The following is a 21,322-nucleotide window of genomic DNA, read 5'->3' as shown; positions in this document are numbered from 1 at the left end:
ACGGTCAGTCGTTCTCGACCTCGAAGTCCCACACGGCCGCCGGGTGCTCGCCGTCCGGAGCCCAGCGGAGGATGCCCTCGCCCACCTTCATGACCGTCCGGAGCTCGAAGGTGGCCCGCTGACCCGGCCCGATGCTGCTCGGCGGTGCCGCGTGCCCGGCGACCGGACGCAGGCGGTACACGTTGCCGAGCTGGTCCGTCGTCGTCATGTCGTCGAGCGAGACCGGCACGGTCCCCGTCGCCTTCCGGAGCTCGACGGTCCACGTGCAGGTCGTCGTCTCACCCTGGTGGGGGAGACCCTCGCCCGGCACGACCGGGCCGGTGACGGTCGCGAGCACGGTCGTCCCCCCGGCGAGGTGCACGCGGACCGTGTCGCCCTCCGAGGTGAGGGCCGGGTGCGCGACCGTGCCGTCGAGCAGCTCGTCCGTCGTCGACGGGATCGTCGCGAGGTACGACGGGAGCCCCCCGTACGTGTTCGCGCCCGTCGGCTGCTCGCCCGAGGCGTGCCCGGCGGCGGTGCACCCGGCGAGCGCCGTCACGAGCACCACCGCTCCCGCGGCCGCGGCCGACCAGGCGGCGGCTCGGGCGAGCCGCCGCCTGGTCGGGATGTGCGGAGGGGTCATCGGTGCGAGCGGCCCGCGTTGTTGAACACGTCCGGACCGAACGGCTCGAGACCCGGCTGGGCTGCGAACCCGAGGTGACCCCGGCCGTCCACACCACCCGAGACCGTGCCGCCGCGGATCGGCTCGCGGTCGTGCCCGCCGCTCACGCCGAAGACGTCCTCCATCGTGCGGAGCCAGCTGTAGTGGTTGTAGTACGTAGTCGACACGGTGCCGGGCTTGATGAGCGGGCTGATGAGGACGCTGCCGGTGTCGCCGCCGCCGGGGGTGGCGTCGGTGGCGTCGTACAGCGGGTCGGCGGTCTGCCCGGTGCTCAGGAACCCGGGAGCCCCCTCGGCGCTCAGGGTGAGGCTCGTCACCGCGCCGGTCGGGGTGACGGGGTCGCCGGACGAGTCGAGCAGCTGGAACGATCCGTTCACGACCGAGCCGCTGCTGGTCGTCGGGTACTGCGGGCCGGTGTCGCTGACCGCGCCGACGAACGTGTCCGCCGGGATCGGGCTCGTGCCACCGGGGCCGGTCTTGTCGGTCGTGTCGGTCACGCCGCGGCCGGTGTCGTCGGCGACGATCGACGGGTCGGAGACGTAGCTCGACGCGGTGTTGGCCGCCGCCGCATCCGTGCGCGGGCCCGGGGTGTTGCCCGATCCGCCGCGGACGATGCCGGGGACGCAGTTCGCCGGCACCAGGGTCGGCGAGGTCTGGGTGCACGCCGGCGGCCGGTCGATGAAGGCGTTGTCGCCGGGGCCGGGGTAGAGCTGGTTCCCCTTCGCGTCCGTGCCGAGCGTCGAGTTCGGGCCGGTCGGCTCGGTGGCGACGTTCTTGCCGTAGAGGTTCTCACCGGCACGGTCGGCCGCGATCCCCGAGGACGCGTCCGGCTTGTCGGACAGCGTCGGACCGTAGGCGTTCGCGTTGTTGAAGCTGTTGCCGGAGTAGGTGAAGGGCGGGTTGGCCTCGTCGAACGTCACGTCGATGAGCCCGCCGTCCTTGAACGCCGCCGAGCGCTCGATCATCGGGATGTAGTACTTGAGGAAGAGGTCCGAGGCGTAGAGACCGCCGGTGTGGTTCTTCGGCGTCGTCGACTCCGGGTCCGGGGTGCCGTTCTGGTAGACCGCCTGGCCGTCCTTGGTGAAGGAGCCGGACAGGTTGTTGCCCTTGCAGACCGCGTCGTGCGCGTCGCTGCAGTTGTTCGGCGTGATCCAGCTGAACGCCGGCGTCGTGCGCTCGTCCTGCAGGTCCTTGAACAGGCCGTTCTTCGCCGAGTCGAGGTTCGCGATGTGGTTCGCGTCGCAGTCGTTGCCGCCCTGCACCGGCTTCGTCAGCGCCGGGATGGTCTTGCCGCCGGCCTTGTAGCCCGTCATGCCCTCGAACCACGGGAACGGGAAGTGCTTCGCCACGTACTGGTCGTTCGCCTGCGCACCGGTGAAGCTCGTCACGCCGGCCGGTGCCGGGTGGTCCGCGGTCGGGGTCAGGTACGTCGGGTTCGTGACCGGGTCGTTCGCCGAGGTGCCCGGCCCGCCGCACAGGGCGTCCTCGCGCCCCGGCTGGTCGCCGAGGTCCTGCGCGTAGCCCTTCCACGTCTTGCCGGCGGCGTCGAGCTGGTTGAAGAGGGTCGGGGTCTGGTGCGGGTACGTGCAGCCGTTCGAGCCGTCGGGTGCGTTCGCCCCGCTCGGCTGGCTCGCGTTGGCGAGCGACCGGACCTGCATGGCGTTCCGGCCGCCGCGGATGATGCTCGGGTCCGAGCCGAACTGGGTGTCCACCACGTTGCAGTCGGACTGCGTGTCCTGCTGGGCGCCCTGCCCGGACACCATCGAGATGTAGTTGTCCATGCTGAAGTGGCCGGTGCCGTAGTAGTTCTTCAGCAGGACGCCCTGGCTCGGCAGGGTCTTCCAGAGGTAGCTGTTCTGGTTGAGTCCCGTGAACGTCGCGTCGTACGACTTGTTCTCGAGGATGATGAGCCAGACGTGCTTGACCTGCCCCGGGCGCAGCCCCGTGGAGGTGATCTCGGCGCCACGGTGTGCGCTGCTGGCGGTGGCGGCGGACGCGACGGTGGAGGTGCCCACCGTGGCCAGCCCGGCGGCCAGGAGGCCCGCCGCTGCGACGAACGATACTGTCCGTCGCCAACCCTTCATGGTGCCCAAGAGCTTCATGAGAATGGTCTACCGGCGAGCGCGCCCCCGGATGGGGGACGGCAGGTGAACGGGCGTTGAGGATGCGCTCAGTCGCGTTCCTCGTCTCCGACGCAGCATCGGGCATCGTCGGGGCGGACGTGAACGTGGACGGGGGGACCGTGCCGACGCGGTGATCCTCCGGATGCTCACCGCCATGTCGTGATGCGTTGCGAGATCGTGACCTCCCTCGGCCAGCGCTTGAGCCACGCTCGTCACGTGAACCGTCAGATGGTTGCGGCCGCGATCGCGGTCGTCGTCATCCCGCTCCTTGCGGCGTGCAGCGGCTCTCGAGCTGATCTCGTCGCGTCAGCACGGGAACTCGACGGGGCTCCTGATTGGGTCCAGCAGCCCGTGGGAGAGGACTGCGGGCAGGTCGAGGTCAACCGGAGCGGTGAGCTACCGAGAGACGCGATGCGGTGCCTCGACGAGGTGGCCGAGGAGGGGCAACGCGGCACCCTGGCGTTCATCAGCAGGACGACCGAGGGAGATCCCGGTTTGTCCTTCGTCCTGGTGGACGGCTCGACCGTGAAACTGGCGTCGACACCCGCCTTCGACTCGTACGGCGGCGAGGCCGGCTGGCGCGAACAGGCTTGCACCGACATCGCAGCCCTGCCGGCTTGCCGCTAGCACCGCCGGTCAGAGGACGATCTCGACCGCGGCCACGATGAGGGCGCTGACGAGCAGAACCACGGTCGGCAGGAAGTCCTCGCCGACCGACCGGAAGCCGTGCGTGCTCAGAGGGTCCGCGGGGTGAGGTCGCCGTCCTCTGTGTCGTACGTCGTGACCCGCCACGTCGGTCGACGGTGATCGACGACGCGCTCCAGCTCGACGAGCCGTGGGCCCGGCCACTCCTCGCCGGAGGCCTGGACCGCGTCGTAGTAGCTGATGCCGACATCAGCGATCTCAGCCTCGGTCAGGGTGACCTCGTGTCTCCGCACGAGGCTGAGATCCGTGGCATCGACGAGGGCCTCGACACCGCTGGAGGGTTCTGCATCGGGCTCCCCGAGGGCGTCAGTCCTCCCCGGGTCGGTGCTCCGGATCCGCCAGACCCAGTGCTCTGCCACGTACTCGAGGCGGAGCCCGACGATCGGACCGCCCACAGCCTCGGACTCACCCGACAAGCCGTCGATCCAGTCGGACGGCCACCTCACCGCGGAAGGTACCCCGGTGCTCGGCCAGTCCGATCCCACTGCGCCCGGAGCGGGAGGGAACGCGGCGCACCCAGCAAGCGCGATGGCGGCCGCGCTGACCAAGCCGGCCAACATCGCATATCGTCCGAAACGCATCACGCCCCCTCGTGAGCCACCGAGCCTAGACGAACATCTCCGGCGCGGACACCGGCGGCACCTGCGCGGTAGCCGGTCGCCTGTCGCCTGTCGAGACAGATCGACACGGTTGCCACGTCGTCTGGACAGTAACTCGACGTCAGCTCCGCTGAGCCAGCCAGCCAGCCAGGTGAACAGCACTCCATCAGCCATGACCCTCGCCTTCCGCGCGCTCCACTCGAGCCGGAACGCACCGCTCCTCCTCGCCGATGCCGGGGACGTCACAAGCGCCCGCCTTGTGGAGGGCGCTGGTGCGCACGCCATCCCGACGAAGAGTGCGGGCGTTGCCTGGGCCCTCGGTCGCTCGGACGGCAGCACCTTGACCCGCACAGGGCGCCGTCACCGGACTCATTTTCGGACCGGGTGTACGGTACTGGCGCTTCTCAGTGTTCCCGCGGAGTGCTCTTGACGCCCCACCAGTACCGGAAAGCGATCCTCTTCCGGGCGTCAGCCCGGAGTCAGATGACGGTGATCACGATCTTCCCGCTGCCGCTCTCGGCCGCGGTGTGCGCGTCGGCGATGTCCTCGAGGGCGAACTCGCGGTCGACGTTCGGCGACCATCCGCCGGCGGTTCCGAGGTTCGCGCCCTGCCGGAGCAGACCGGACTCGTTGCGGGCATTCGCCTGCAGGGTGCCGAACCGAGCAGCGCCCTGGTGGTCGACGACGGTCACGACCCGGGAGGCATCGCCGACGATCGCGACGAGGTCCCGCAACGAGTCCGAAGGGGCAGAGTGCACTGCGGCGTCGACCCCGTTCGGTGCGAGCGCAGCGACTCGGGTGGCGAGACCGTCCCCATACGTGGTCGGGATGACGCCGATGGCCTGCAGGGCTGCGTGGCTGCTTTCACGACCGGTGCCGATGACGGTCGCCCCGGCGGCCAGCGCGAACGCGGCAACAGCGGTGCCGACGGCGCCGGATGCGCCTTCGATCAACAGGGTGGAGCCCCGGAGGTCACCGAGCTCCCGGACCGCGGCCGCGGCGGTGGCGCCGGCGAGGCCTGCTGCGGCGGCCTGGACGGTGGTCCACTGCTCGGGGACGTGGGCCCATGCGGTGAGGACAGCGAACTCGGCAGTGGTGTCGCTGACGCCGCCGAGGCCGAAGACGACGTCGCCGACATTGGTGTCGGTGACGCCGGCGCCGACCTCGTCGACGACGCCGACGGCGTCACGACCCGGGATGGCGGGCAAGTCCAGCGGCAGGAATTCAGCGAGCTGGCCGGCGCGCAAGAGGACATCGATCGGGTTGACGCTCACAGCCTGAACCGCGATCCGGACCGCGCCTTCGCCGGCGTGGGGTTCGGGGGCGTCCTCGACCACGAGGACGTCGGCAGGTCCGTAGGAGTGGAAGCGGGCAGCGCGCATGTACGTGTTTCTCTCTGTAGGACTCGTCGACAGCGATTGCTTGCCGCGGAAAGGAACGCTAGCGCCGTTTCCTTTCCGCAGCAAGTAACTTAGACTGGGGGCGTGACCGTCGACCGCCTCTCGCCGCAGGAGGACCGGACCTGGGCGCTCTTGGTGGGCGTGATGATGTGGCTTCCCGCCGAACTCGACACCTGGCTCGAGGGCGCCGCCGACTTGAGCCACGCGGAGTTCGGGGTCCTGCGGTGCCTGTCGACGAGCGAGGATCGCGAGATCCACATGAGCCGGCTCGCTGCGACCGCGAGTGTCACCCCGTCGCACCTGTCCCGCATCGTTGGCCGGCTGGAGCGTCGCGGGCTCCTGCTGCGCAGCACGGACCCGGTCGATGCGCGGCGGACACTGGCCAGGTTGACCGAGTCTGGGGCAGCGCTGATCGACGAGGTCGAGCCCGGTTACGTCGCTCAGGTGCGTGATCGTGTCTTCGGGCTGCTCGGTTCGGACCAGGTGAACCAGCTCGAGGACCTGGCGGAGGCGATCCTCACCCCACTGCGTGGAGAGTGCGTCGACCTGCTGCCAGCTCGGGCAGCCCGCCCGTGAACCCTTCGCCCGCCCCGACGTCTCGATAGCCGGTGGTCCGGCGGACGTCTTGCGGCGGGCCCCGAGGATCGAGGTCGGTGCGGTCCCACGTTGACGGTCGGTACCTCTTGCGGTGGGGGCACGTCATTCGAACGTGTCGAGCCGGACGTAGCTGTCGATCGGTACGCCTCGGGCGCGATCCCGCGTGACTGCCAGACAGTGTGTCCAGCTTCATATTCCAGACACGTTGCGTGGCGCCAGGAAACTCCCTCATCGACGTCGCCAATCAACGCGCCCGCGTCCACACCGGGGAGCTGATCCAGGTCGGCGATGCGCACTACACCGTCACCAGCACTCGGCTGGAGCGCAAGGCTGCCGTACCAGGCGAAGCCCTCGCCCTGCGAGTCCAGGCGGCGACCGGCGCGTGATGGTTCCACCTACCGGCAATGACCTGCTCGCCTTGCCGGTATGCATGCCGGGGTAGCGAATCGGCTATCGAGACAGCGCTCCTGCGAGGATGACGTCGACGCCGGCCAGGAACTGCTTCCGGTCGTCGTGCTGCTCAAAGCCCTCGGCGACGCTGTGCACGAACGGGTACGTGGAGGCGTCGAGTTGACGCCACTGCTCGGTGACGCCAAGGAGGAACGCTTCTCTATCGGTTCGTGAACCCAGGGTCCGCGCGCCCGCGGCGTACTGGCCAGCGAGGCCCAGCACGTAGTGCACGAGGGTCGAGGCAGTGTTGAACTGTGCCAGTTTCGCGACGCCGAGCTCGCGGAAGATCCGGCCGAAGGCCTCGAGCATCTGGACGACGGCGAGCTGCCATGGTTCTCGGGTGAGCTGGGCGCCGATCCACGGGTGCGCATCAATTGCGTCGAACACTGCCGCAGCCGTCGCTCGAAGCGCTGCGACCGGATTCTGCTCTCCTGAGGAACCGTCGATCGCGACGGAGATGACTCGCGAGGCTGCTGACATGAGCAGCTCTGCCTTGCTCGCGACGTGGTGATAGATCGCACCCGGACCCGTCGACAGATGGGCAGCGAGCGTCCGGAACGTCAGGGCATCCTCGCCCTCCGCATCGAGGATCTCGATCGTGGCCGCGATGAGGCGTTCCTTGGATAGCGGTACCGAGCGTCGGCGCCGACGTGAGGTGGTGGAGGGCATGTGCCATCTTGACACACGGTGGAACAGCGTTCCAGACTGGTCATGGAACATTGTTCCAATTGGTGTTTATCGATGCTTCCCGAAGGAGGAATCATGTTCGAAACCACGAAGCCTGGTGTGCTGTTGAAGATGCGTGCGCGGTCCGGCGAGGGGGATGCCCTTGCGAAGGTCCTCGTCGATGTGCACTACGAGGAGGACGTGGACGGCCCGGTGGACTGGGTGGTGATGCGTGACGACGAAGACCGTGATGTGCTCCGGGTGGTGGAGTTCTACCGCGATCAGGAGTCCTTCGACCGGCACTATGCCGAGTCAAACGACGAGGTCGAGCAGCGGCACGAACAGATCATCGCCCTGCTCGGCGAAGCCCCCGAGCGCGTCGTGCTGCACCCGGTCGCGTCGAGCTGAGGAGTACGTGTGACGCGCCCAGAACGTGTCTCGGCGCGTCATACCGGCACTCTGGCCGAGGCGTTGAGGTTCGAGTCGACTGACTAGTTTCGGTAGATCGCCGATCGAGATGATCCGCCAGTACTGTCTCGAGATGGACTATTCCTTCTCCGCTCCGACCGCGATGGAGTTCAAAGGGCTTTATGACGAAACCGGTTGGGCGGACTGGACCCTAGACCGATTCGAACGTGCTCTCTCTGGCAGCTGGATAGTCTGCACGGTCAGGGACGACGCCGGGCGCCTGGTCGGGATGGGCAGGGTCATCAGTGACGGAGCGCTTCACGCCTTCGTGACCGAGATGATTGTTACGGAGCAGGCGCGGGGTGCAGGTATCGGCGGGGAAGTCCTCGTGCGGCTGGTCGACGAGGCACGGCGACGCGGCGTCAACGACGTCCAGCTCTTCGCGGCGCGAGGTCGCGCGGCGTTCTACGAACGGCACGGCTTCGAGCGTCGGCCCGAAAGCGGGCCCGGAATGGACGCGGAGGACGTTCGCTAGCCGTGGTCCTGCCGGACGCTCCCTCGCGTGAGCTCATACGTGAGTTCCGTGGGTAGTCAGGACGTTCGCATCGTCCGTCGGCGGGAGCGTGCACCCCTTGCGGAGACACATGCAACCACGACCGGTCCAATGAGGAGGGTGGCCGCGCCGACGCTGTACAGGTACCCGTCGTGCAGGAACGCGGCGGGGACGAGCAGGATCACGAAGGACACGATCACAAACGCGATCACCGTGCACGCGACGCCGCGGAGCGCGGTACCGAGAGCACCGTTGGGCTGCGCAATGTCCCAGGAGAGCAAGAGGCAACCTGCTCCGATGGCGACGGAGACGGCCATGAACCACACCGAGGTCCGGTTGTAGCCGACCAAGGTCAGCATCGCGGCGATGACTGCAAGTCCGATGCTGAGTTGCCGACGCGATCCCGTTCCGGCGCGCCCGTAGAGCGCGACCGCGAACAAAGCGAGAGGCGCGAAGACGAGGAGCAGCATGGCGTAGAGCATCCCGGACAGCCGTGAGAGGTCAGCCACCACTGCAATTCCGACACGAGCCGCGGCACCTATGGCGAGCACTCCGAGTGCGAGGATGAGGAGGCGCTGGTAGTGCCTAGCGCCGCGCCCCTCATCGGTCGGAGCGATCAGTGGTTGCGTGTCGACCATTCCCGCAGCGTAGCTGGACCGCCCGTCAGCCATCGTTCCCAGGTCCCCAGAATCTCATCGCTTCGGCAAGGTTCCACAGGGATATGTGCCCGCGGAATGCATCGCTGGCGTGGCTCAGCGGCGCAGGGTGTTTCGGGGGTACTCGCCGAATCGCTGTACGTACTCGCCCGAGAACCGGCCCATGTGTGCGAAGCCCCATCCCGTTGCGATGGCGGCGACGGAGGTTTCAGCTCAGCGATCGGCTACCGGGACAGCTCCGATGAGTGTTGCGACGGCCCGACACCGCCCTCCCGCTCGTCTCCCGTCGAGAAGAACGCGTCGAGGTACTCGTCCGGGGTGAGATCCGAGTCACGCATCAGCGAGAACACCTCCGCACCGTCTCCGAGGTCGTCGAAGAGCGCATCGGCCTGGGCGAGCCCGAGGTACGCCGCGTCCACGTCGTCCGCGTACGCAGCGGCCTCGACCTCGGCCTTCGCGATCGCGCCCGCGAAGTCCGCGGCGAGGACGATCACGATGCGCTCCTCGTAGGTGGTCTCGCCGTGGCGGAACACACACCGCACCCCGAACCAGGTGCTCGCGTCGTTCTCCTGCACGCACCGAGCCGAGGACCGGCTCCCGCCGCATCGCACTGGCGCCGACGAGGTGACCCAGCGTCAAGGCTGATGGTCGACCGATGAAACCCGGATGGCGACCGAGTCGATCACCGTGCCGGCCGGGATGCTGCCCGTCCGTCGGGTCTGGGTGGTCCGTTCCCCGAGGTAGCTGCCGTCGGCCGGGTCGATCACGATTTCACGCCGCTCGGTCGCGGTCCGGGCGGGCATCCCGATCGCGGTACCCGTCCGACCGTCGAGGGTGGTCTGCTCCTCGGTGACCTCGATGCCCGGGAGCGTCGCCAACGCGTCGAACATCGTCGCACGGAGGTCGGCGGGCACCAGACCGGTGCGCAGGAGCTGGCTGACGGTGTCGTAGACGTGCTCCGCCTTCGTTGTGTCCACCGGTCGCGGTGCAGCCTCGATGCGGCGGACGAGCGCGCCCGGATCGCGAGGCAGGCCGGCGATGTCGGCCGGACCGAGCAGGCCGGGCTGCTCACCGCCGAGCTCCCCGACCGCGAAGTCGCCACCGGCGGCGCGTTCCCGCACGGGGCCGTCCGCACCTGCCCGGGATGCCTCCTCCGCTGCTGCCGCCTCGCGCGCTGCAGCGCCCCCGTAGAAGGTCGTCGCCTTCCCTGATCGAGTCTCACGCACCCAGGTCCCGGACACGTCCGCGGGGATCCACGTGGTCGTGGTCGTCGGAGCGAGGTACCCCTCGTCGTAGTGGTCGCCGCCCGACGAGGCGTAGACCATCGACTCCTCCGTCTCGACGACTCGGGTGTACGCACCCGCCGGTGCCCGGTGGGCCGTCGCAGCCCGAGCGGCCCCGTGCAGTGTCGCCGCTGCTGCCGACTCGGGCGCCGTCCAGTGCGTGACGCCGATCCCCGAGACGATGAGCCCACCGGCCACGACCGCCGCTGCGCCGGCGAGCACGATCGGCCGGAACCGCCGCAGCGCCGGAACGGGAGGTCGTCGGTGCATCCGTCGCGCGCCCCCTGGCGTCACGGTGGTGGATGCAGCAGCCTCGTCGAACCGCATGCGGGCTCGTTCGAGGGCGGCGTCGAGCGCCTCGGTCGGGAGGCTCGCATCGCGCTGCCGACGGAGGGTGCGGAGCGCGGTGAGGTCGTCAGACATGGAGGGGTCCGTTCAGGGTGTCGAGGGTGCCGGGCACGCCGCGGAGGGCGGTGCGGGCACGGTTGAGTCGGGAGCGGACGGTGCCGACGGGAACGCCGGTCGCCTCCGCGATCTGTTCGTAGGTGAGTTCCGCCCAGGCGTGCAGCAGGACGGTGTCCCGCACCGCCGGGCGCATCCGGTCGAGCTCGCGCATCACCACCTGCACGGCGCGTCGGGCGTCGAGCAGGTCACCGGCATCGTCCTCGAGCCGGTCGGGGACCGCGACGCGGGACATGGCCCGCTCCGCGCGGCGCTGTGAGCGCCAGTGTCGGTGGAGCAGGTTCGACGCGATGCCGAAGAGCCACGGGAGCGGCTGCTGTCGGTCGGGGTCGAACGAGTCCCAGCGGACGAGTGCGGTCACGAAGGTCTCGCCGAGGATGTCCTCGGCGCTCTGCAGGTCCGTGCGGCGGGCGAGGTAGAGCAGGATGCGACGACCGTGCTCGTCGAAGAGCTGTCCGAGCTCTGCTGCGGGCTCGGGTGGGGGATGACTACTTGGCACAGTTGGTCTTGCCCGATCCTGGTCGGAGAGTTCCACCTTCGCTGCGATCCGCTCGGATCGCCGATCCGGCACGAGCGGTCTTCCAGGCCTGGAGGCACGGGGCGCTTCCGCCTCGCCACGCAATGCTATCGTTCGTTCTGTTTACAGAACGGTGGTGCTGGATGGACCCGACGACCGGTGCGCGGCTCCGCGCACTCCGCGCCGAGTGCGGCGTGTCGCTGTCGGAGCTGTCCAGGAGGAGCGGCGTCGGCAAGGGCACGATCTCCGAGCTGGAGAACGATCGGCGTGGTGCCCGCCTGGACACGCTCTTCGCGTTGACCGCTGCCCTCGGGGCCCCGCTCGGTGCCGTGCTGTCCGACGAGTCCGGCGCTCGGCGGCAGCCGATCACCGGCGACTCCGTGAGCGCGGTCCTGCTCGATCGGTGGACGACCCGTGGGGGACTCGTCGAGGTGTACCGAGCGACGCTGACACCGGATGCGCAGCGGTCCGACGCACATGCCGACGGGGTCGAGGAGACCGTCACCGTCGTCAGCGGACGTGTCGCCGTCGGGTCGGCCGATGCGCAGCACGAACTCGGCGCGGGCGAGAGCGTCCGCTACCCGGGAGACCGACCGCACCGCTTCCAGGCGCTCGGCGAGCCCGCAGAGGTCGTCCTGCTCATGCACTACCCGCACACCGCCATCCAGGAAGGAAGCCCGCACCATGACCACTGACCACGAATTGCCCGAGCGCAGTCGGATCGTGCAGCAGCACCTCGACGAAGCGGGCGTGACCGCGTCGGTGCGGGAACTGCCGGACTCCACCCGTACCGCCGTCGACGCCGCGGCCGCGCTCGGCTGCGAGGTCGGAGCGATCGCCAGCAGCCTGCTGTTCCTCGCCGACGGTGAGCCCCTGCTGGTGATGACGAGCGGCCGGCACCGCGTGGACACCGACGTCCTCGCGGAGCAGATCGACGCATCCAGCATCGTGATGGCGGACGCCAAGCACGTCCGCACCGTGACCGGTCAGGCCATCGGGGGCGTCGCACCCGTGGGGCATCCTGCACCCGTGCGCACGGTCGTCGACGTGGCGTTGTGCGCGTACGACACCGTGTGGACCGCCGCCGGCACCCCGCACACCGTGGTGCCCCTCACCCCCGAGCAGCTCATCACCCTCACCGGCGGTACCCAGGTCCGCGTCGCCGTCGACTGACCCATGACGTCGAGCTGCCGCGCAGCTTGCTCGGGTGAGGACAGCCGGTGTTCACCGCACCGGGTCCGTCGTGGTTATGGTCGTCCGGTGGAGCCGTTCGAACTCACCGATGGGCAGGTCCTCCTGCGTGTCCCGGACGAGGGGGACATCGACGCCCTCGTGACGCACTGCGCTGACCCAGCGATCGTCGCGTTCACGACCGTTCCCGTTCCGTACGAGCGTTCCTACGCGGAGCGCTACGTCCGGACACTCGTGCCCGAGCGCTGGGCGAGCGGTCGGAAGCTCGTGTGGGGTGTCCGCCGAGCCGACGATCCGGACCGGCTGCTGGGCATCCTGAACCTGTTCGACATCGACAAGGGGCGAGGCACGGCGGAAGTCGGCTACTGGCTCGCGGCAGGAGGACGCGGGCAGGGTCTCATGACCGGCGCCGTGGCCGCGGTCCTCGACCACGCGTTCCGCTCGGCGGATTCGGGTGGACTCGGGCTCTTCCGAGTGCAGTGGACCGCTGCTCCCGAGAACGTCGGCTCGCGTCGAGTCGCGGAACGAGTGGGTTTCCGTTTCGAGGGCCGTCTCCGCGGCGCGCTCGTGCTCCGCGGACGCCGGACCGATGCGCTGCGGGCAGCCGTACTGAGCACGGACTCTCGCGAGAGCCAAGACTGGAACCTCGGCGTCGTGGACCAGTAGCACGCGGAGAGCACCGGACGGGAGGCGCGGTTCGAGCCCGCACCGCGCCTCCCGTCTCGTGGTGACGCACCGAACACGGCGGGCGGGATCAGCGATGCTCGGCGAGGAACGCATCCGTCTCGTGGGCCGTCGGCGCCGTGGCCGGGCCGCGCCGGGTGACGGCGAGCGCTGCCGCGGCGTTCGCCCGGCGGACCGCGTCGAGCAGCGAGTCCCCACGCGAGAGCGCCGCGGCGAGCACGCCGTCGTGCGCGTCGCCGGCACCGTTCGAGTCGACGGCGTCGACTGCGAACCCGGGGACGAGCGTCGGCTCAACACCGGGCTCGACGACCCAGCACCCCGATCCGCCGTCGCGGACGAGCGCCGTGCCGCGCGCGGTCGCGGCGATCCGGGCGACCGCTTGCGGGAGTCCCGCGGCGTCCGGAGCCATGAGCCGCGCCTCCCGTCCGTTGGCGCTGACGGCGTCGGTCCGCGCCATGACGGTGGCGAGCACGTCGGGATCGAGCGTGGCGACGAGCGGCGACGGGTCGAAGAGCACCCGGACCGACGGGGGGATCGTCGGTAGCCACCCTGCGATCGCGGCAGCGTTCACCGGGTGCGCGAGACCGTAGCCGGACACGAACACGATGTCGTCGTCGCGCAGGGCGATGCGGTCGAGGTCCGAGCTGCCGAGGCGACCCTCGGCACCGACGCTCGTGACGAACGTCCGCTCGGTCGTCGCGTCGACGAGCGCGACGCAGTACCCGCTGTCGACGTCGTCGAGGCCGGGCTGGAGCACCTCGACGCCGGACGCGGCAAGTGCGGCGCGCACCACGTCACCGAACGGGCCGGTGCCGTACTGGCCGGCGAAGGCGACGTCGAGCCCGTCCCGCACGGCGGCGACCATGGTGTTGAGGCCCCCGCCGGCGGTGATCTCGGAGCCGGAGGCGATGACGTCGCCGCCGGGCTCCGGGATCGCGTCGATGCGCATCACGATGTCGACGATCACGTTGCCGACCGAGACGAGCCGTGGCATCAGGCGCGGACCTCGACCGCCGGCGCGACGGGCTCCGGGCTGTCGACCTGACCGCGGGCACCGCCGGTGAGGAGGTAGAGGCCGGCACCGACGACGAACGTGACGATCCAGCCGAGGCCGTTCGCGCCGATCCAGGTCTTCGAGAACGCCCCGACGAACACAGGGTCCGCGTCGCCGACCTGCACGGAGGTGAAGAGGAAGCCGATGACGATCGCGACCAGCCATGCGGCGAGTGCGCCCCAGGCGACGCCGCTCCGGTACCAGTACCGTCCGCCCGGACGCAGGTCGAGCAGGGCCACGGGGTCGTACCAGCGACGACGGACCATGTCCGCGATGAAGACCCCGAGCCACGCGGTGATCGGCACGGCGAGCACCGAGATGAAGGTGATGAACGGGGCGTAGAAGCCGTCCGCGACGAGCATGAAGTACATCGCGCCGAGTGTGGTGACGACGACGTCCACCGTGACCGCCCAGACCCGGGGCACCTTGACGCCGAGGGTCAACGTCGTGAGGCTCGCCGAGTACACGGACAGGTGGTTCGAGAGCAGCAGGCCGCCGAACGCCGCGATGAGGTAGGGGATCGCCATCCAGCCCGGCAGCAGGTCGCGGATCGCGGCCACCGGGTCGCCGGCCTGCGCGAGCGTCGGGTCGCCGGCGGACACGAGGGCGCCGAGGCCGACGAGCACCACGAGCGGGATGCCCGCGCCGGCAGCACTGGCACTCACGAGCGCACCGGCCTTCACCGACGTCCGGGTGTAGCGCGCGATGTCCGCGCCCGCGGTGGCCCAGCCGATCCCGGTGCCGGCCGCGATCGTGCCGATGCCGATCGCCATCGCGGCGACGGGACCGGCCGGTTGCGAGCCGACGACGTGCCAGTCGACGCGGAGCACGAGGAAGACCGCGACGAACACGTTGAGCGCACCGAAGACCCACGTCGCCCACTTCTGCACGGCGACGATGAACGCGTGTCCGAGGCCGGAGATGAGCACCGTCGCTGCCACGAACACGAGGATCGCGACGATCGTGAGCAGCGGGTTCGCCTTGGCGCCGCCGTCCGTGCCGAACAGGATCGTGAAGAGCGAGAGCAGGACGAACGCCGCCGTGGTGGTGTTCACGGTCTCCCAGCCGAGGCGGGAGAGCAGCGACACCGCCGTCGGGCCGATGTTCCCGCGCACGCCGAAGACCGCCCGGCTGAGCGTCAGACCGGGGGCGCCGCCGCGACGACCGGCGATGGAGACGACGCCGACGACGGCGAACGACCCAGCCGCGCCGATCACCGCGACGAGCAGCGCCTGCCAGATGGTCAGGCCCTGGAACGCCACCAGCGTGGCTCCGAGCGGGAGACCGAGGATCGAGATGTTCGCGGCGAACCACACCCAGAACAGGGCGCCGGGGCTGCCGTTCCGCTCGTCGTGGGGCACGGGTTCGATGCCGCGCTGTTCGACGCTCGTCAGCGTGCCGCTGGAGAGCGTGGTCGTGGGGTCGGTCATGGGGTCCTCTTACGTCGTCGGAAGGGCTGGGGGTGGGGTGGGGGACCGGGCGGCGGTGGTGGGGGGACACCGCCGCCCGGCGTCGGTCAGGCTCGGTGACGGAGGGCGAGGAGCCCGTCGACCAGGGAGCCGAGTTCGAGGTGGTTGCGGGTCGTCACCGTGGTGACGGCGTCGGCCGGCCAGGCATCCGGTCCGTGGACGGCCCCGAGCACCGCGCCGGCCATCGCGGCGATCGTGTCGGTGTCACCGCCGATCGACGCGGCGGTGCAGAGCGTCTCCCAGGGGTCGAGGTCGAGGCCGACGAGGGCGAGTGCGGCGACGACCGACTCCTGACTGGCGACGCTCGTGCCGATGAGCTGGGAGACGGTGTCGATGCGCTCCGCGGCGGGAACCGTGCGGAGGTGTGCCCGGGCCCAGGTGGTCTTCGCCGCGATGTCGGCTCCGGCGACCCAGTGCCCGCGGGAGGCGCCGAGTGCTGCGGCAGCGACGGCTGCGTCGAGTGCCTCCGCCCGGGTGGCGCCGTCGATCCCCGCGCTCACCGCGGCAGCGACCGCGCTGGCACCGGCGATGCCCAGCCCCGTGTCGTGCGTGACCCGGGAGGCGTCCTGCACCGCGTCGACCAGGCGGACGAGGTCGTCGGACGGTACCGCGACACCGACGGGGGCGATCCGCATCGCCGCGCCGTTCGTCGTGCCGGTGGAACCCGCTTCGGACGCCGGCACGCCGTCGAGGATCCGTTGCACGGCGGTCTTCGTGCTCGGCCCGAGCAGGTCGAGGGAGCCCTTGGCCTCCATCTCGCGTTCCCAGGCGATGAGCGCCTCGGCGAAGCGCGTCGGGTCGAGACGCCCGCCGCCCTCGATGAGGAGCTCGGCGACCATCACGGCCTGCTCGGTGTCGTCGGTGACGGTGCCGGCCGACATCCCCGCGGCGATGCGCTGGTGGGGACCGGCGTCGGCGAAGCCGGTGATCCGCCCGTGGTCGGCACGGATCTCGGCGAGGGACATCGACTGGGTCGGCATACCGAGGGCGTCACCGATCGCCAGTCCGGTCATCGCGGCGAGTGCGTGGGGGCGCTGCATCGTGACGTCCTCGTGGATCGTCATCGTGCCGTCCCGAACCGCATGTGGAGGCGGAAGCGGTCAGGGTCGAGCAGACTGTCGACCCGCTCCACGAAGGTGCCGTCAGCCGTGTGCGAGAGTCGTCGGCTGCGGAGGAACGGCGTGCCCTCGGCGCGTTCGAGCAGCGCGGCGTCGTCGGCTCCGAGCGGCACGACGTCGATCCACTGCTCCGCGCTCGCCGGGACGAGGCCGGACTCGGCGATCGTGGCCGTGAGGGAGTCGTCGACGAGCCCCTCCGTGACCGCGGCCGCGAGGCGTCCCACGCGGGGGAGCACGCTCCGCTCGAGCGAAACCGGCCGACCGCCCACGACCGTGCGCAGACGATCCACCGTGACGAACGTCGCCGCCGTCGCCCCGACCTCGGCCTGGAGGCGCGGGTCGTCCAGGTGGGCGATGCCGAGGATGCGGGTGGTCACCTCGGTCCCCGACGCCGCGATCGACCGAGCCCACCCGCCGCGCGGGTCGAGGGTCGCGCCGTCGAACGTCACGACCGAGCCGACGCCGCCGTGGGTCGCGATGTACTCCTCGTCGGCGAGGTCGGCCAGGGCGGCCCGGACCGTCCCGCGGCTGACCGCGAAGCGCTCGGCGAGGTCGTGCTCACCGGGGAGCCGGTCGCCCGCGCGGTAGCGGCCGGTGGCGATGGCGTCGCGCAGGGCGTCTGCGACGAGGCGTCGCTTCGATGAGACGGGCATGAAGGAGAGTGTACATGTACAGATCCTGTACAGTGCAAGTGCTACTGCTCGGCGCGGACCCGTTCGATCCTGGGCAGGACGGCGAGGAGCCGGTGGTCGGTGGCGATCCGTTCGGCGACGTCGAGGTGGTGTTCGGAACGGTCGTGTTCCCGGGTCGCGCGCAGGGCTCGCGCGAGTTCGAGGTGCCCCCGGGCAACGCCTTCGACGTAGTGGGCCGCGTCCGCTTCTGCGATGACGCCCGGCATCGTCTCCAGGGCGTACGAGGGGTCCCCTGACCTGGTGAGCACGTCGGCGAGCAGGGTCCGCGTGCTGACGCCTGTCACCAACATGACGTTCGGCTGGACCGTGTCTCCGCGATCGACGAGGAGCTGGAGTATGTGTTCGTAGTGGGCAGCTGCGCCGTCGAGGTCACCGGAGTGCATCAGGAAGTTCGCCGTCATCGCGAGCGCCTGCGTGACGCCTTCTTGGTCTCCGGCGACGGTGAGGAGCTCCATGGCTCGGCCGGCTTCACGGAGCGCGGTGTCGAAGTCGAGGAGCCGGCCGTGCGCCCATGCACGGTAGAACATCGCCCAGCCTTGTTCCCGCACGTCGTCCGTCCGTTCGGCGGCGTCCACCGCGACGACGGCCGCGCGGAGCGCTTCGTCGAACTCCCGCTGCGTGAGGTGCAACCACGCCGCGTAGCCGTGGTGCACCGCGATCTGCCGATCGGTGCCGGACCGTGCAGCGGCGTCCGCGGACGTGAGGAAGAGGATCCGCCAGAGGTCCCACGCGGGCCACGTGTCGGAGAACCAGTGCAGCGCGTCGGCAACGTCCATCACGAGCTCGTCCTCGCCGAGGGCGTACGCCTGCTGGACCGCACTCGCCCACTGCGCGCCTTCGCTGCGCAGCCAGGCCTGTGCCTGGTCTGCAGAGCGGAAGTGACGTCCGGGGCCCGAAGGGTCGGGGTCGCGGCCGGGCTCGAACCAGAGTCCGGCGTTCTGCGCGGTGTCGAGCACCCAGTGTCGGAGCGCCCGTCGTTGCTGGGCGACCGCCGGCTCGTCACGACGGCAGAGGGCTGCGGCGAAGAGGCGGACCAGGTCGTGCAGGTGGTAGCGGTTGCTGCCCCGGAACTCGACGAGGCCGAGGTCCGTCAGTTCGTCGAGCCGGTCGGCGGCGTCGTCGGGGTCCGCGCCGGACGCTGCGGCGGCGAGGTGGGCATCGAAGGTCGCGCCGTCGATCAACGACAGGCTCCTGAAGAGCTGCTGCGAGTCGTCGTCGATCTGGTCGTAGGAGAGCGTCAGTGCCGGCTCGACGGCGAGGTCTCCGGCGACGAGGGCACGGAGCGGATCCCGACGCGTGGACATCTTGTCCAGGAAGTCCCGTACGGAGGAGCGTGGCTGCGCCGCCACGCGGTTCGACGCGATCCGCAGCGCGAGCGGCAGGTCCCCGCACGCGGCGGCGAGGGAGTCGGTGTCGGCATCGGTGCGCTGCGCGGCGGGGACGATGCGGCCGATGAGCTGTGTGCTCTCGGCTCGGCTGAGGGACTCGAGCACGACGCGCTGCACGTTGACGAGGCCGGCGAGGCTCCGGCGTGCCGTGACGATGACGACGATGTTCGTCGCAGTGAGGACCGGCCTGATCTGGTCCTCGCTCGCCGCGTTGTCGAGCACCACGGCGACCCGCTGCACGTCGGTGATCCGTCGCCACTGCGCGATGGCCTCGTCCGTCGTCGAGACGTCCCGGAGGCCGGATGTCTGCGCGATGAGCGCCTGCAGCACGTCGAGCGGCGAGAGCGGCAACGCGTTCAGGCCGTCGAGGTCCACGAACGCACGTTTGCACTCGTCGTCCTCGTGGCGCCGGAGTGCCTCCATGGCGACGGTCGTCTTCCCCACGCCGGCGGGTCCGCAGACGACGAGGACTCGTGCGGCCGGGTCGGCGTCCGTGGTCCGGAGGAATGCTGCGACCTCCTCCATCACCTGGGGTCGTCCGGTGAAGTCCGTCACGGGCGCCGGCGCCAGCAGCGCGGGACGACGAGGGTCCCCGGACAGCAGCCGTGGCCCGCGTGCCAGTCGGAGGAGCTCCTGCTGCTCGGCGTGGTCGAGGCCGAGCGCGTCGAGGAGGGCGGTGAGGGTCCGCCGCTGGGGCGTGGCGCTGATGCCGCGCTCGATGTTGCTGATGGTCCGGTCGCTGATCCCGGACGCGTGGGCGAGGGCCTCCAGGGTGAGGTCCGCCATCAGACGGTGCCGACGCAGCCGGACCCCGAGCGGATCACCCACGGTCGATCGGTCCTGCGTGCGGTTTCTTCATGCTTTCTTCCTGGCGTCGAGGCACCCGATGGCCCTTTCATGAGGGGCGACACCATGGTGCCTGATCGTCCGGTCGACCGCGAGCGGACCGCACCATCGAGAGAGGAACCGCTCATGGCGACACCCACCATCATCCTCGTACACGGCGCGTTCGCGGACTCGGCGAGCTGGGCGCCCGTCACCCGTGAACTCCTCGACCGTGGACACACCGTGCTCGCGCCGCCGGTCTACAACCGCAGCCTCGCCGAGGACGCCGCATCCGTACGCGCCGTCGCCGAGCACGTCGACGGTCCCGTGGTCCTCGCTGGTCACTCCTACGGCGGCGCGGTCATCACCGTCGCCGGTGCCGCAGAGAACGTCGTCGGGCTGGTGTTCGTGTCCGGCTACGTCCTCGAGGAGGGCGAGAGCCTCGGACAGCTGCAGGGTGGCTTCCCGGACTCCGACCTCGCCGCGAACCTGGTGTACACGCCGTACCCGGTCGCCGGTTCCGAGGACGGCACCGACGTGTCCGTGACGATCGACGCGTTCCCACCCGTGTTCGCCGCCGGGGTGGACCCGAGGACCGCCGAGGTGCTCGCCGTGTCCCAACGCCCGCTGAGCGGTGCTGCCTTCGGCGAACCGGCATCGACGGCGGCGTGGAAGACCACACCCGGGTGGGGCATCGTCTCCGCAGACGACCACACCATCAACCCCGAGGTCGAGCGGTTCGGCTACGAGCGCGCCGGCCTCCGGCAAGTCGTGGAGCTGCCCGCTCCGCACCTGGTGATGCACACCCACCCCGCCGAGGTCGCCGACGTCATCGAGACCGCCGTCCGCGAGACCACCACCGACTGACCGACCGACTGACTAACCGACACAACCGCAGAACAACCGAAGGAGAACCACCATGGGATTCGTGACCACCGACGACGGCGCTGAGATCTACTTCAAGGACTGGGGCCCCACCGATGCCCAGCCGATCGTGTTCCACCACGGTTGGCCGCTGTCCTCGGACGACTGGGACGCGCAGATGCTGTACTTCCTGAACGAGGGCTTCCGCGTCATCGCCACCGACCGGCGCGGCCACGGCCGTTCGTCGCAGATCGGCACCGGACACGACATGGACCACTACGCCAGCGACGTGTCGGCCGTGGTCGAGCACCTCGACCTGCACGACGCGGTCCACATCGGCCACTCGACGGGCGGCGGCCAGGTCGCCCGCTACGTGGCGAAGCACGGTCAGCCGCAGGGTCGTGTCGCGAAGGCCGTCCTGGTCTCCGCCGTCCCGCCGCTCATGGTCAAGACGGACGCGAACCCCGAGGGCACCGACATCTCGGTGTTCGACGGGTTCCGTCAGGCCCTCGCCGCGAACCGCGCGGAGTTCTTCCGGGACGTCGCGGCCGGGCCGTTCTACGGTTTCAACCGGCCGGGCGTCGAGACGTCGCAGCCGGTGGTGGACAACTGGTGGCGGCAGGGGATGACGGGCAGCGCCCTCGCCCACCTGCTCGGCATCAAGGCGTTCTCGGAGACCGACCAGACCGAGGACCTCAAGGCCATCACCGTCCCGGTCCTCGTCCTGCAGGGCGACGACGACCAGGTCGTCCCGTACCAGGACGCCGCGCTGAAGCAGGCCGAGCTGATCAGCGACTCCACCCTCAAGATCTACGAGGGCTACCCGCACGGCATGCTGACGACGCACGCGGACGTCATCAACCCGGACATCCTGGCGTTCATCCGCAGCTGACCGGGTGACGCCGCGGATGCGGCCCTCCGGACGGGAGGCGCGGTGTCGGTGAGCAGGTCTGCTCG

General features: G+C 70.1%; 25 protein-coding genes. 11 read left to right on the top strand and 14 right to left on the bottom strand.

Annotated features, from left to right (window positions below):
• Positions 1–4 precede the first annotated feature (4 nt).
• Together ACTJKO_RS05810 and ACTJKO_RS05805 are read right to left on the bottom strand one after the other, a co-directional pair.
• Positions 5–622 (bottom strand): hypothetical protein, encoded by a 618-nt coding sequence (locus ACTJKO_RS05810; RefSeq protein WP_440686630.1) that lies wholly within the window; start codon positions 620–622, stop codon positions 5–7.
• On the bottom strand, positions 619–2,763 hold the full coding sequence (locus tag ACTJKO_RS05805) for an alkaline phosphatase family protein (RefSeq protein WP_440686628.1): 2,145 nt from the start codon (positions 2,761–2,763) through the stop codon (positions 619–621). Before ACTJKO_RS05805 ends, ACTJKO_RS05810 begins: the two co-directional genes overlap by 4 nt.
• 237 nt (positions 2,764–3,000) lie before the next feature.
• On the opposite strand from ACTJKO_RS05805, the gene ACTJKO_RS05800 reads away from it, so the two are divergent.
• Positions 3,001–3,411, top strand: a complete 411-nt coding sequence (locus ACTJKO_RS05800) for a hypothetical protein (protein WP_440686626.1) — start codon at positions 3,001–3,003, stop codon at positions 3,409–3,411.
• Positions 3,412–3,518: 107 nt separating this feature from the next.
• Here ACTJKO_RS05800 and ACTJKO_RS05795 read toward each other — a convergent pair whose 3' ends face one another.
• Positions 3,519–4,073, bottom strand: a complete 555-nt coding sequence (locus ACTJKO_RS05795) for a hypothetical protein (RefSeq protein ID WP_440687099.1) — start codon at positions 4,071–4,073, stop codon at positions 3,519–3,521.
• On the opposite strand from ACTJKO_RS05795, the gene ACTJKO_RS05790 reads away from it, so the two are divergent.
• On the top strand, positions 4,018–4,518 hold the full coding sequence (locus ACTJKO_RS05790; RefSeq protein WP_440686624.1) for an isocitrate lyase/phosphoenolpyruvate mutase family protein: 501 nt from the start codon (positions 4,018–4,020) through the stop codon (positions 4,516–4,518). The two genes, ACTJKO_RS05795 and ACTJKO_RS05790, sit on opposite strands and share 56 nt — an antisense overlap.
• Positions 4,519–4,567: 49 nt before the next feature.
• Here ACTJKO_RS05790 and ACTJKO_RS05785 read toward each other — a convergent pair whose 3' ends face one another.
• On the bottom strand, positions 4,568–5,470 hold the full coding sequence (locus tag ACTJKO_RS05785) for an NADP-dependent oxidoreductase (protein WP_440686622.1): 903 nt from the start codon (positions 5,468–5,470) through the stop codon (positions 4,568–4,570).
• 102 nt (positions 5,471–5,572) lie between these two features.
• On the opposite strand from ACTJKO_RS05785, the gene ACTJKO_RS05780 reads away from it, so the two are divergent.
• Both ACTJKO_RS05780 and ACTJKO_RS05775 read left to right on the top strand, forming a co-directional pair.
• Positions 5,573–6,064, top strand: coding sequence for a MarR family winged helix-turn-helix transcriptional regulator (locus ACTJKO_RS05780; RefSeq protein WP_440686620.1), 492 nt, complete (start codon positions 5,573–5,575; stop codon positions 6,062–6,064).
• Between the two features lie 230 nt (positions 6,065–6,294).
• The gene (locus ACTJKO_RS05775; RefSeq protein WP_440686618.1) at positions 6,295–6,471 is read left to right on the top strand and encodes a hypothetical protein; all 177 of its coding nucleotides are present in this window, start codon (positions 6,295–6,297) and stop codon (positions 6,469–6,471) included.
• Between the two features lie 64 nt (positions 6,472–6,535).
• Here ACTJKO_RS05775 and ACTJKO_RS05770 read toward each other — a convergent pair whose 3' ends face one another.
• On the bottom strand, positions 6,536–7,255 hold the full coding sequence (locus ACTJKO_RS05770; protein ID WP_440686616.1) for a TetR/AcrR family transcriptional regulator: 720 nt from the start codon (positions 7,253–7,255) through the stop codon (positions 6,536–6,538).
• Between the two features lie 42 nt (positions 7,256–7,297).
• Here ACTJKO_RS05770 and ACTJKO_RS05765 point away from each other — a divergent pair, with 42 nt between their 5' ends.
• Together ACTJKO_RS05765 and ACTJKO_RS05760 are read left to right on the top strand one after the other, a co-directional pair.
• Positions 7,298–7,609 carry a putative quinol monooxygenase gene (locus tag ACTJKO_RS05765; protein WP_440686614.1) on the top strand — a complete coding sequence of 104 codons (312 nt, stop codon included), beginning with the start codon at positions 7,298–7,300 and terminating at the stop codon, positions 7,607–7,609.
• A gap of 133 nt (positions 7,610–7,742) precedes the next feature.
• Positions 7,743–8,144: a GNAT family N-acetyltransferase gene (locus ACTJKO_RS05760; RefSeq protein ID WP_440686612.1), complete on the top strand. Its 402-nt coding sequence runs from the start codon at positions 7,743–7,745 to the stop codon at positions 8,142–8,144.
• A 56-nt stretch (positions 8,145–8,200) separates the two neighbouring features.
• Here the strand turns inward: ACTJKO_RS05760 and ACTJKO_RS05755 are convergent, their stop codons facing one another.
• From ACTJKO_RS05755 to ACTJKO_RS05740, 4 genes are all read right to left on the bottom strand, one after another.
• A complete protein-coding gene (locus ACTJKO_RS05755) occupies positions 8,201–8,800 on the bottom strand; it encodes a hypothetical protein (RefSeq protein ID WP_440686610.1) in 600 nt (199 codons plus the stop codon).
• A gap of 242 nt (positions 8,801–9,042) precedes the next feature.
• Positions 9,043–9,393, bottom strand: a complete 351-nt coding sequence (locus ACTJKO_RS05750; RefSeq protein ID WP_440686608.1) for a hypothetical protein — start codon at positions 9,391–9,393, stop codon at positions 9,043–9,045.
• Positions 9,394–9,453: 60 nt separating this feature from the next.
• Positions 9,454–10,524 carry a CU044_5270 family protein gene (locus tag ACTJKO_RS05745; RefSeq protein ID WP_440686606.1) on the bottom strand — a complete coding sequence of 357 codons (1,071 nt, stop codon included), beginning with the start codon at positions 10,522–10,524 and terminating at the stop codon, positions 9,454–9,456.
• Positions 10,517–11,098: an RNA polymerase sigma factor gene (locus ACTJKO_RS05740; protein WP_440686604.1), complete on the bottom strand. Its 582-nt coding sequence runs from the start codon at positions 11,096–11,098 to the stop codon at positions 10,517–10,519. Before ACTJKO_RS05740 ends, ACTJKO_RS05745 begins: the two co-directional genes overlap by 8 nt.
• 125 nt (positions 11,099–11,223) lie before the next feature.
• On the opposite strand from ACTJKO_RS05740, the gene ACTJKO_RS05735 reads away from it, so the two are divergent.
• The 3 genes from ACTJKO_RS05735 to ACTJKO_RS05725 all read left to right on the top strand — a co-directional run bounded on the left by ACTJKO_RS05735 (position 11,224) and on the right by ACTJKO_RS05725 (position 12,937).
• Entirely contained in the window at positions 11,224–11,775 is a 552-nt protein-coding gene (locus ACTJKO_RS05735; protein ID WP_440686602.1) for a helix-turn-helix domain-containing protein, read from the top strand.
• On the top strand, positions 11,765–12,253 hold the full coding sequence (locus ACTJKO_RS05730) for a YbaK/EbsC family protein (RefSeq protein ID WP_440686600.1): 489 nt from the start codon (positions 11,765–11,767) through the stop codon (positions 12,251–12,253). The genes ACTJKO_RS05735 and ACTJKO_RS05730 overlap by 11 nt, the downstream gene beginning before the upstream one ends.
• Positions 12,254–12,340: 87 nt before the next feature.
• Positions 12,341–12,937 (top strand): GNAT family N-acetyltransferase, encoded by a 597-nt coding sequence (locus ACTJKO_RS05725; RefSeq protein WP_440686598.1) that lies wholly within the window; start codon positions 12,341–12,343, stop codon positions 12,935–12,937.
• Positions 12,938–13,025: 88 nt separating this feature from the next.
• Here ACTJKO_RS05725 and ACTJKO_RS05720 read toward each other — a convergent pair whose 3' ends face one another.
• The 5 genes from ACTJKO_RS05720 to ACTJKO_RS05700 form a co-directional block, all read right to left on the bottom strand.
• Positions 13,026–13,949, bottom strand: a complete 924-nt coding sequence (locus ACTJKO_RS05720; RefSeq protein WP_440686596.1) for a PfkB family carbohydrate kinase — start codon at positions 13,947–13,949, stop codon at positions 13,026–13,028.
• A complete protein-coding gene (locus ACTJKO_RS05715; protein WP_440686594.1) occupies positions 13,949–15,439 on the bottom strand; it encodes a purine-cytosine permease family protein in 1,491 nt (496 codons plus the stop codon). The genes ACTJKO_RS05720 and ACTJKO_RS05715 overlap by 1 nt, the downstream gene beginning before the upstream one ends.
• A gap of 86 nt (positions 15,440–15,525) precedes the next feature.
• Positions 15,526–16,542 (bottom strand): ADP-ribosylglycohydrolase family protein, encoded by a 1,017-nt coding sequence (locus tag ACTJKO_RS05710; protein ID WP_440686592.1) that lies wholly within the window; start codon positions 16,540–16,542, stop codon positions 15,526–15,528.
• On the bottom strand, positions 16,539–17,249 hold the full coding sequence (locus tag ACTJKO_RS05705; RefSeq protein ID WP_440686590.1) for a GntR family transcriptional regulator: 711 nt from the start codon (positions 17,247–17,249) through the stop codon (positions 16,539–16,541). Before ACTJKO_RS05705 ends, ACTJKO_RS05710 begins: the two co-directional genes overlap by 4 nt.
• Before the next feature lie 41 nt (positions 17,250–17,290).
• On the bottom strand, positions 17,291–19,504 hold the full coding sequence (locus ACTJKO_RS05700) for a helix-turn-helix domain-containing protein (protein ID WP_440686588.1): 2,214 nt from the start codon (positions 19,502–19,504) through the stop codon (positions 17,291–17,293).
• Between the two features lie 144 nt (positions 19,505–19,648).
• On the opposite strand from ACTJKO_RS05700, the gene ACTJKO_RS05695 reads away from it, so the two are divergent.
• Both ACTJKO_RS05695 and ACTJKO_RS05690 read left to right on the top strand, forming a co-directional pair.
• Complete coding sequence (locus ACTJKO_RS05695) at positions 19,649–20,368, top strand: alpha/beta fold hydrolase (protein WP_440686586.1); 720 nt, start codon at positions 19,649–19,651, stop codon at positions 20,366–20,368.
• Between the two features lie 52 nt (positions 20,369–20,420).
• Complete coding sequence (locus tag ACTJKO_RS05690; protein WP_440686584.1) at positions 20,421–21,257, top strand: alpha/beta fold hydrolase; 837 nt, start codon at positions 20,421–20,423, stop codon at positions 21,255–21,257.
• The last annotated feature ends 65 nt before the right edge of the window (positions 21,258–21,322 follow it).

Source organism: Curtobacterium sp. 22159, assembly GCF_052045775.1.
Classification (GTDB): Bacteria; Actinomycetota; Actinomycetes; order Actinomycetales; family Microbacteriaceae; genus Curtobacterium.
This window is presented reverse-complemented; position numbering and strand designations above follow the sequence as displayed.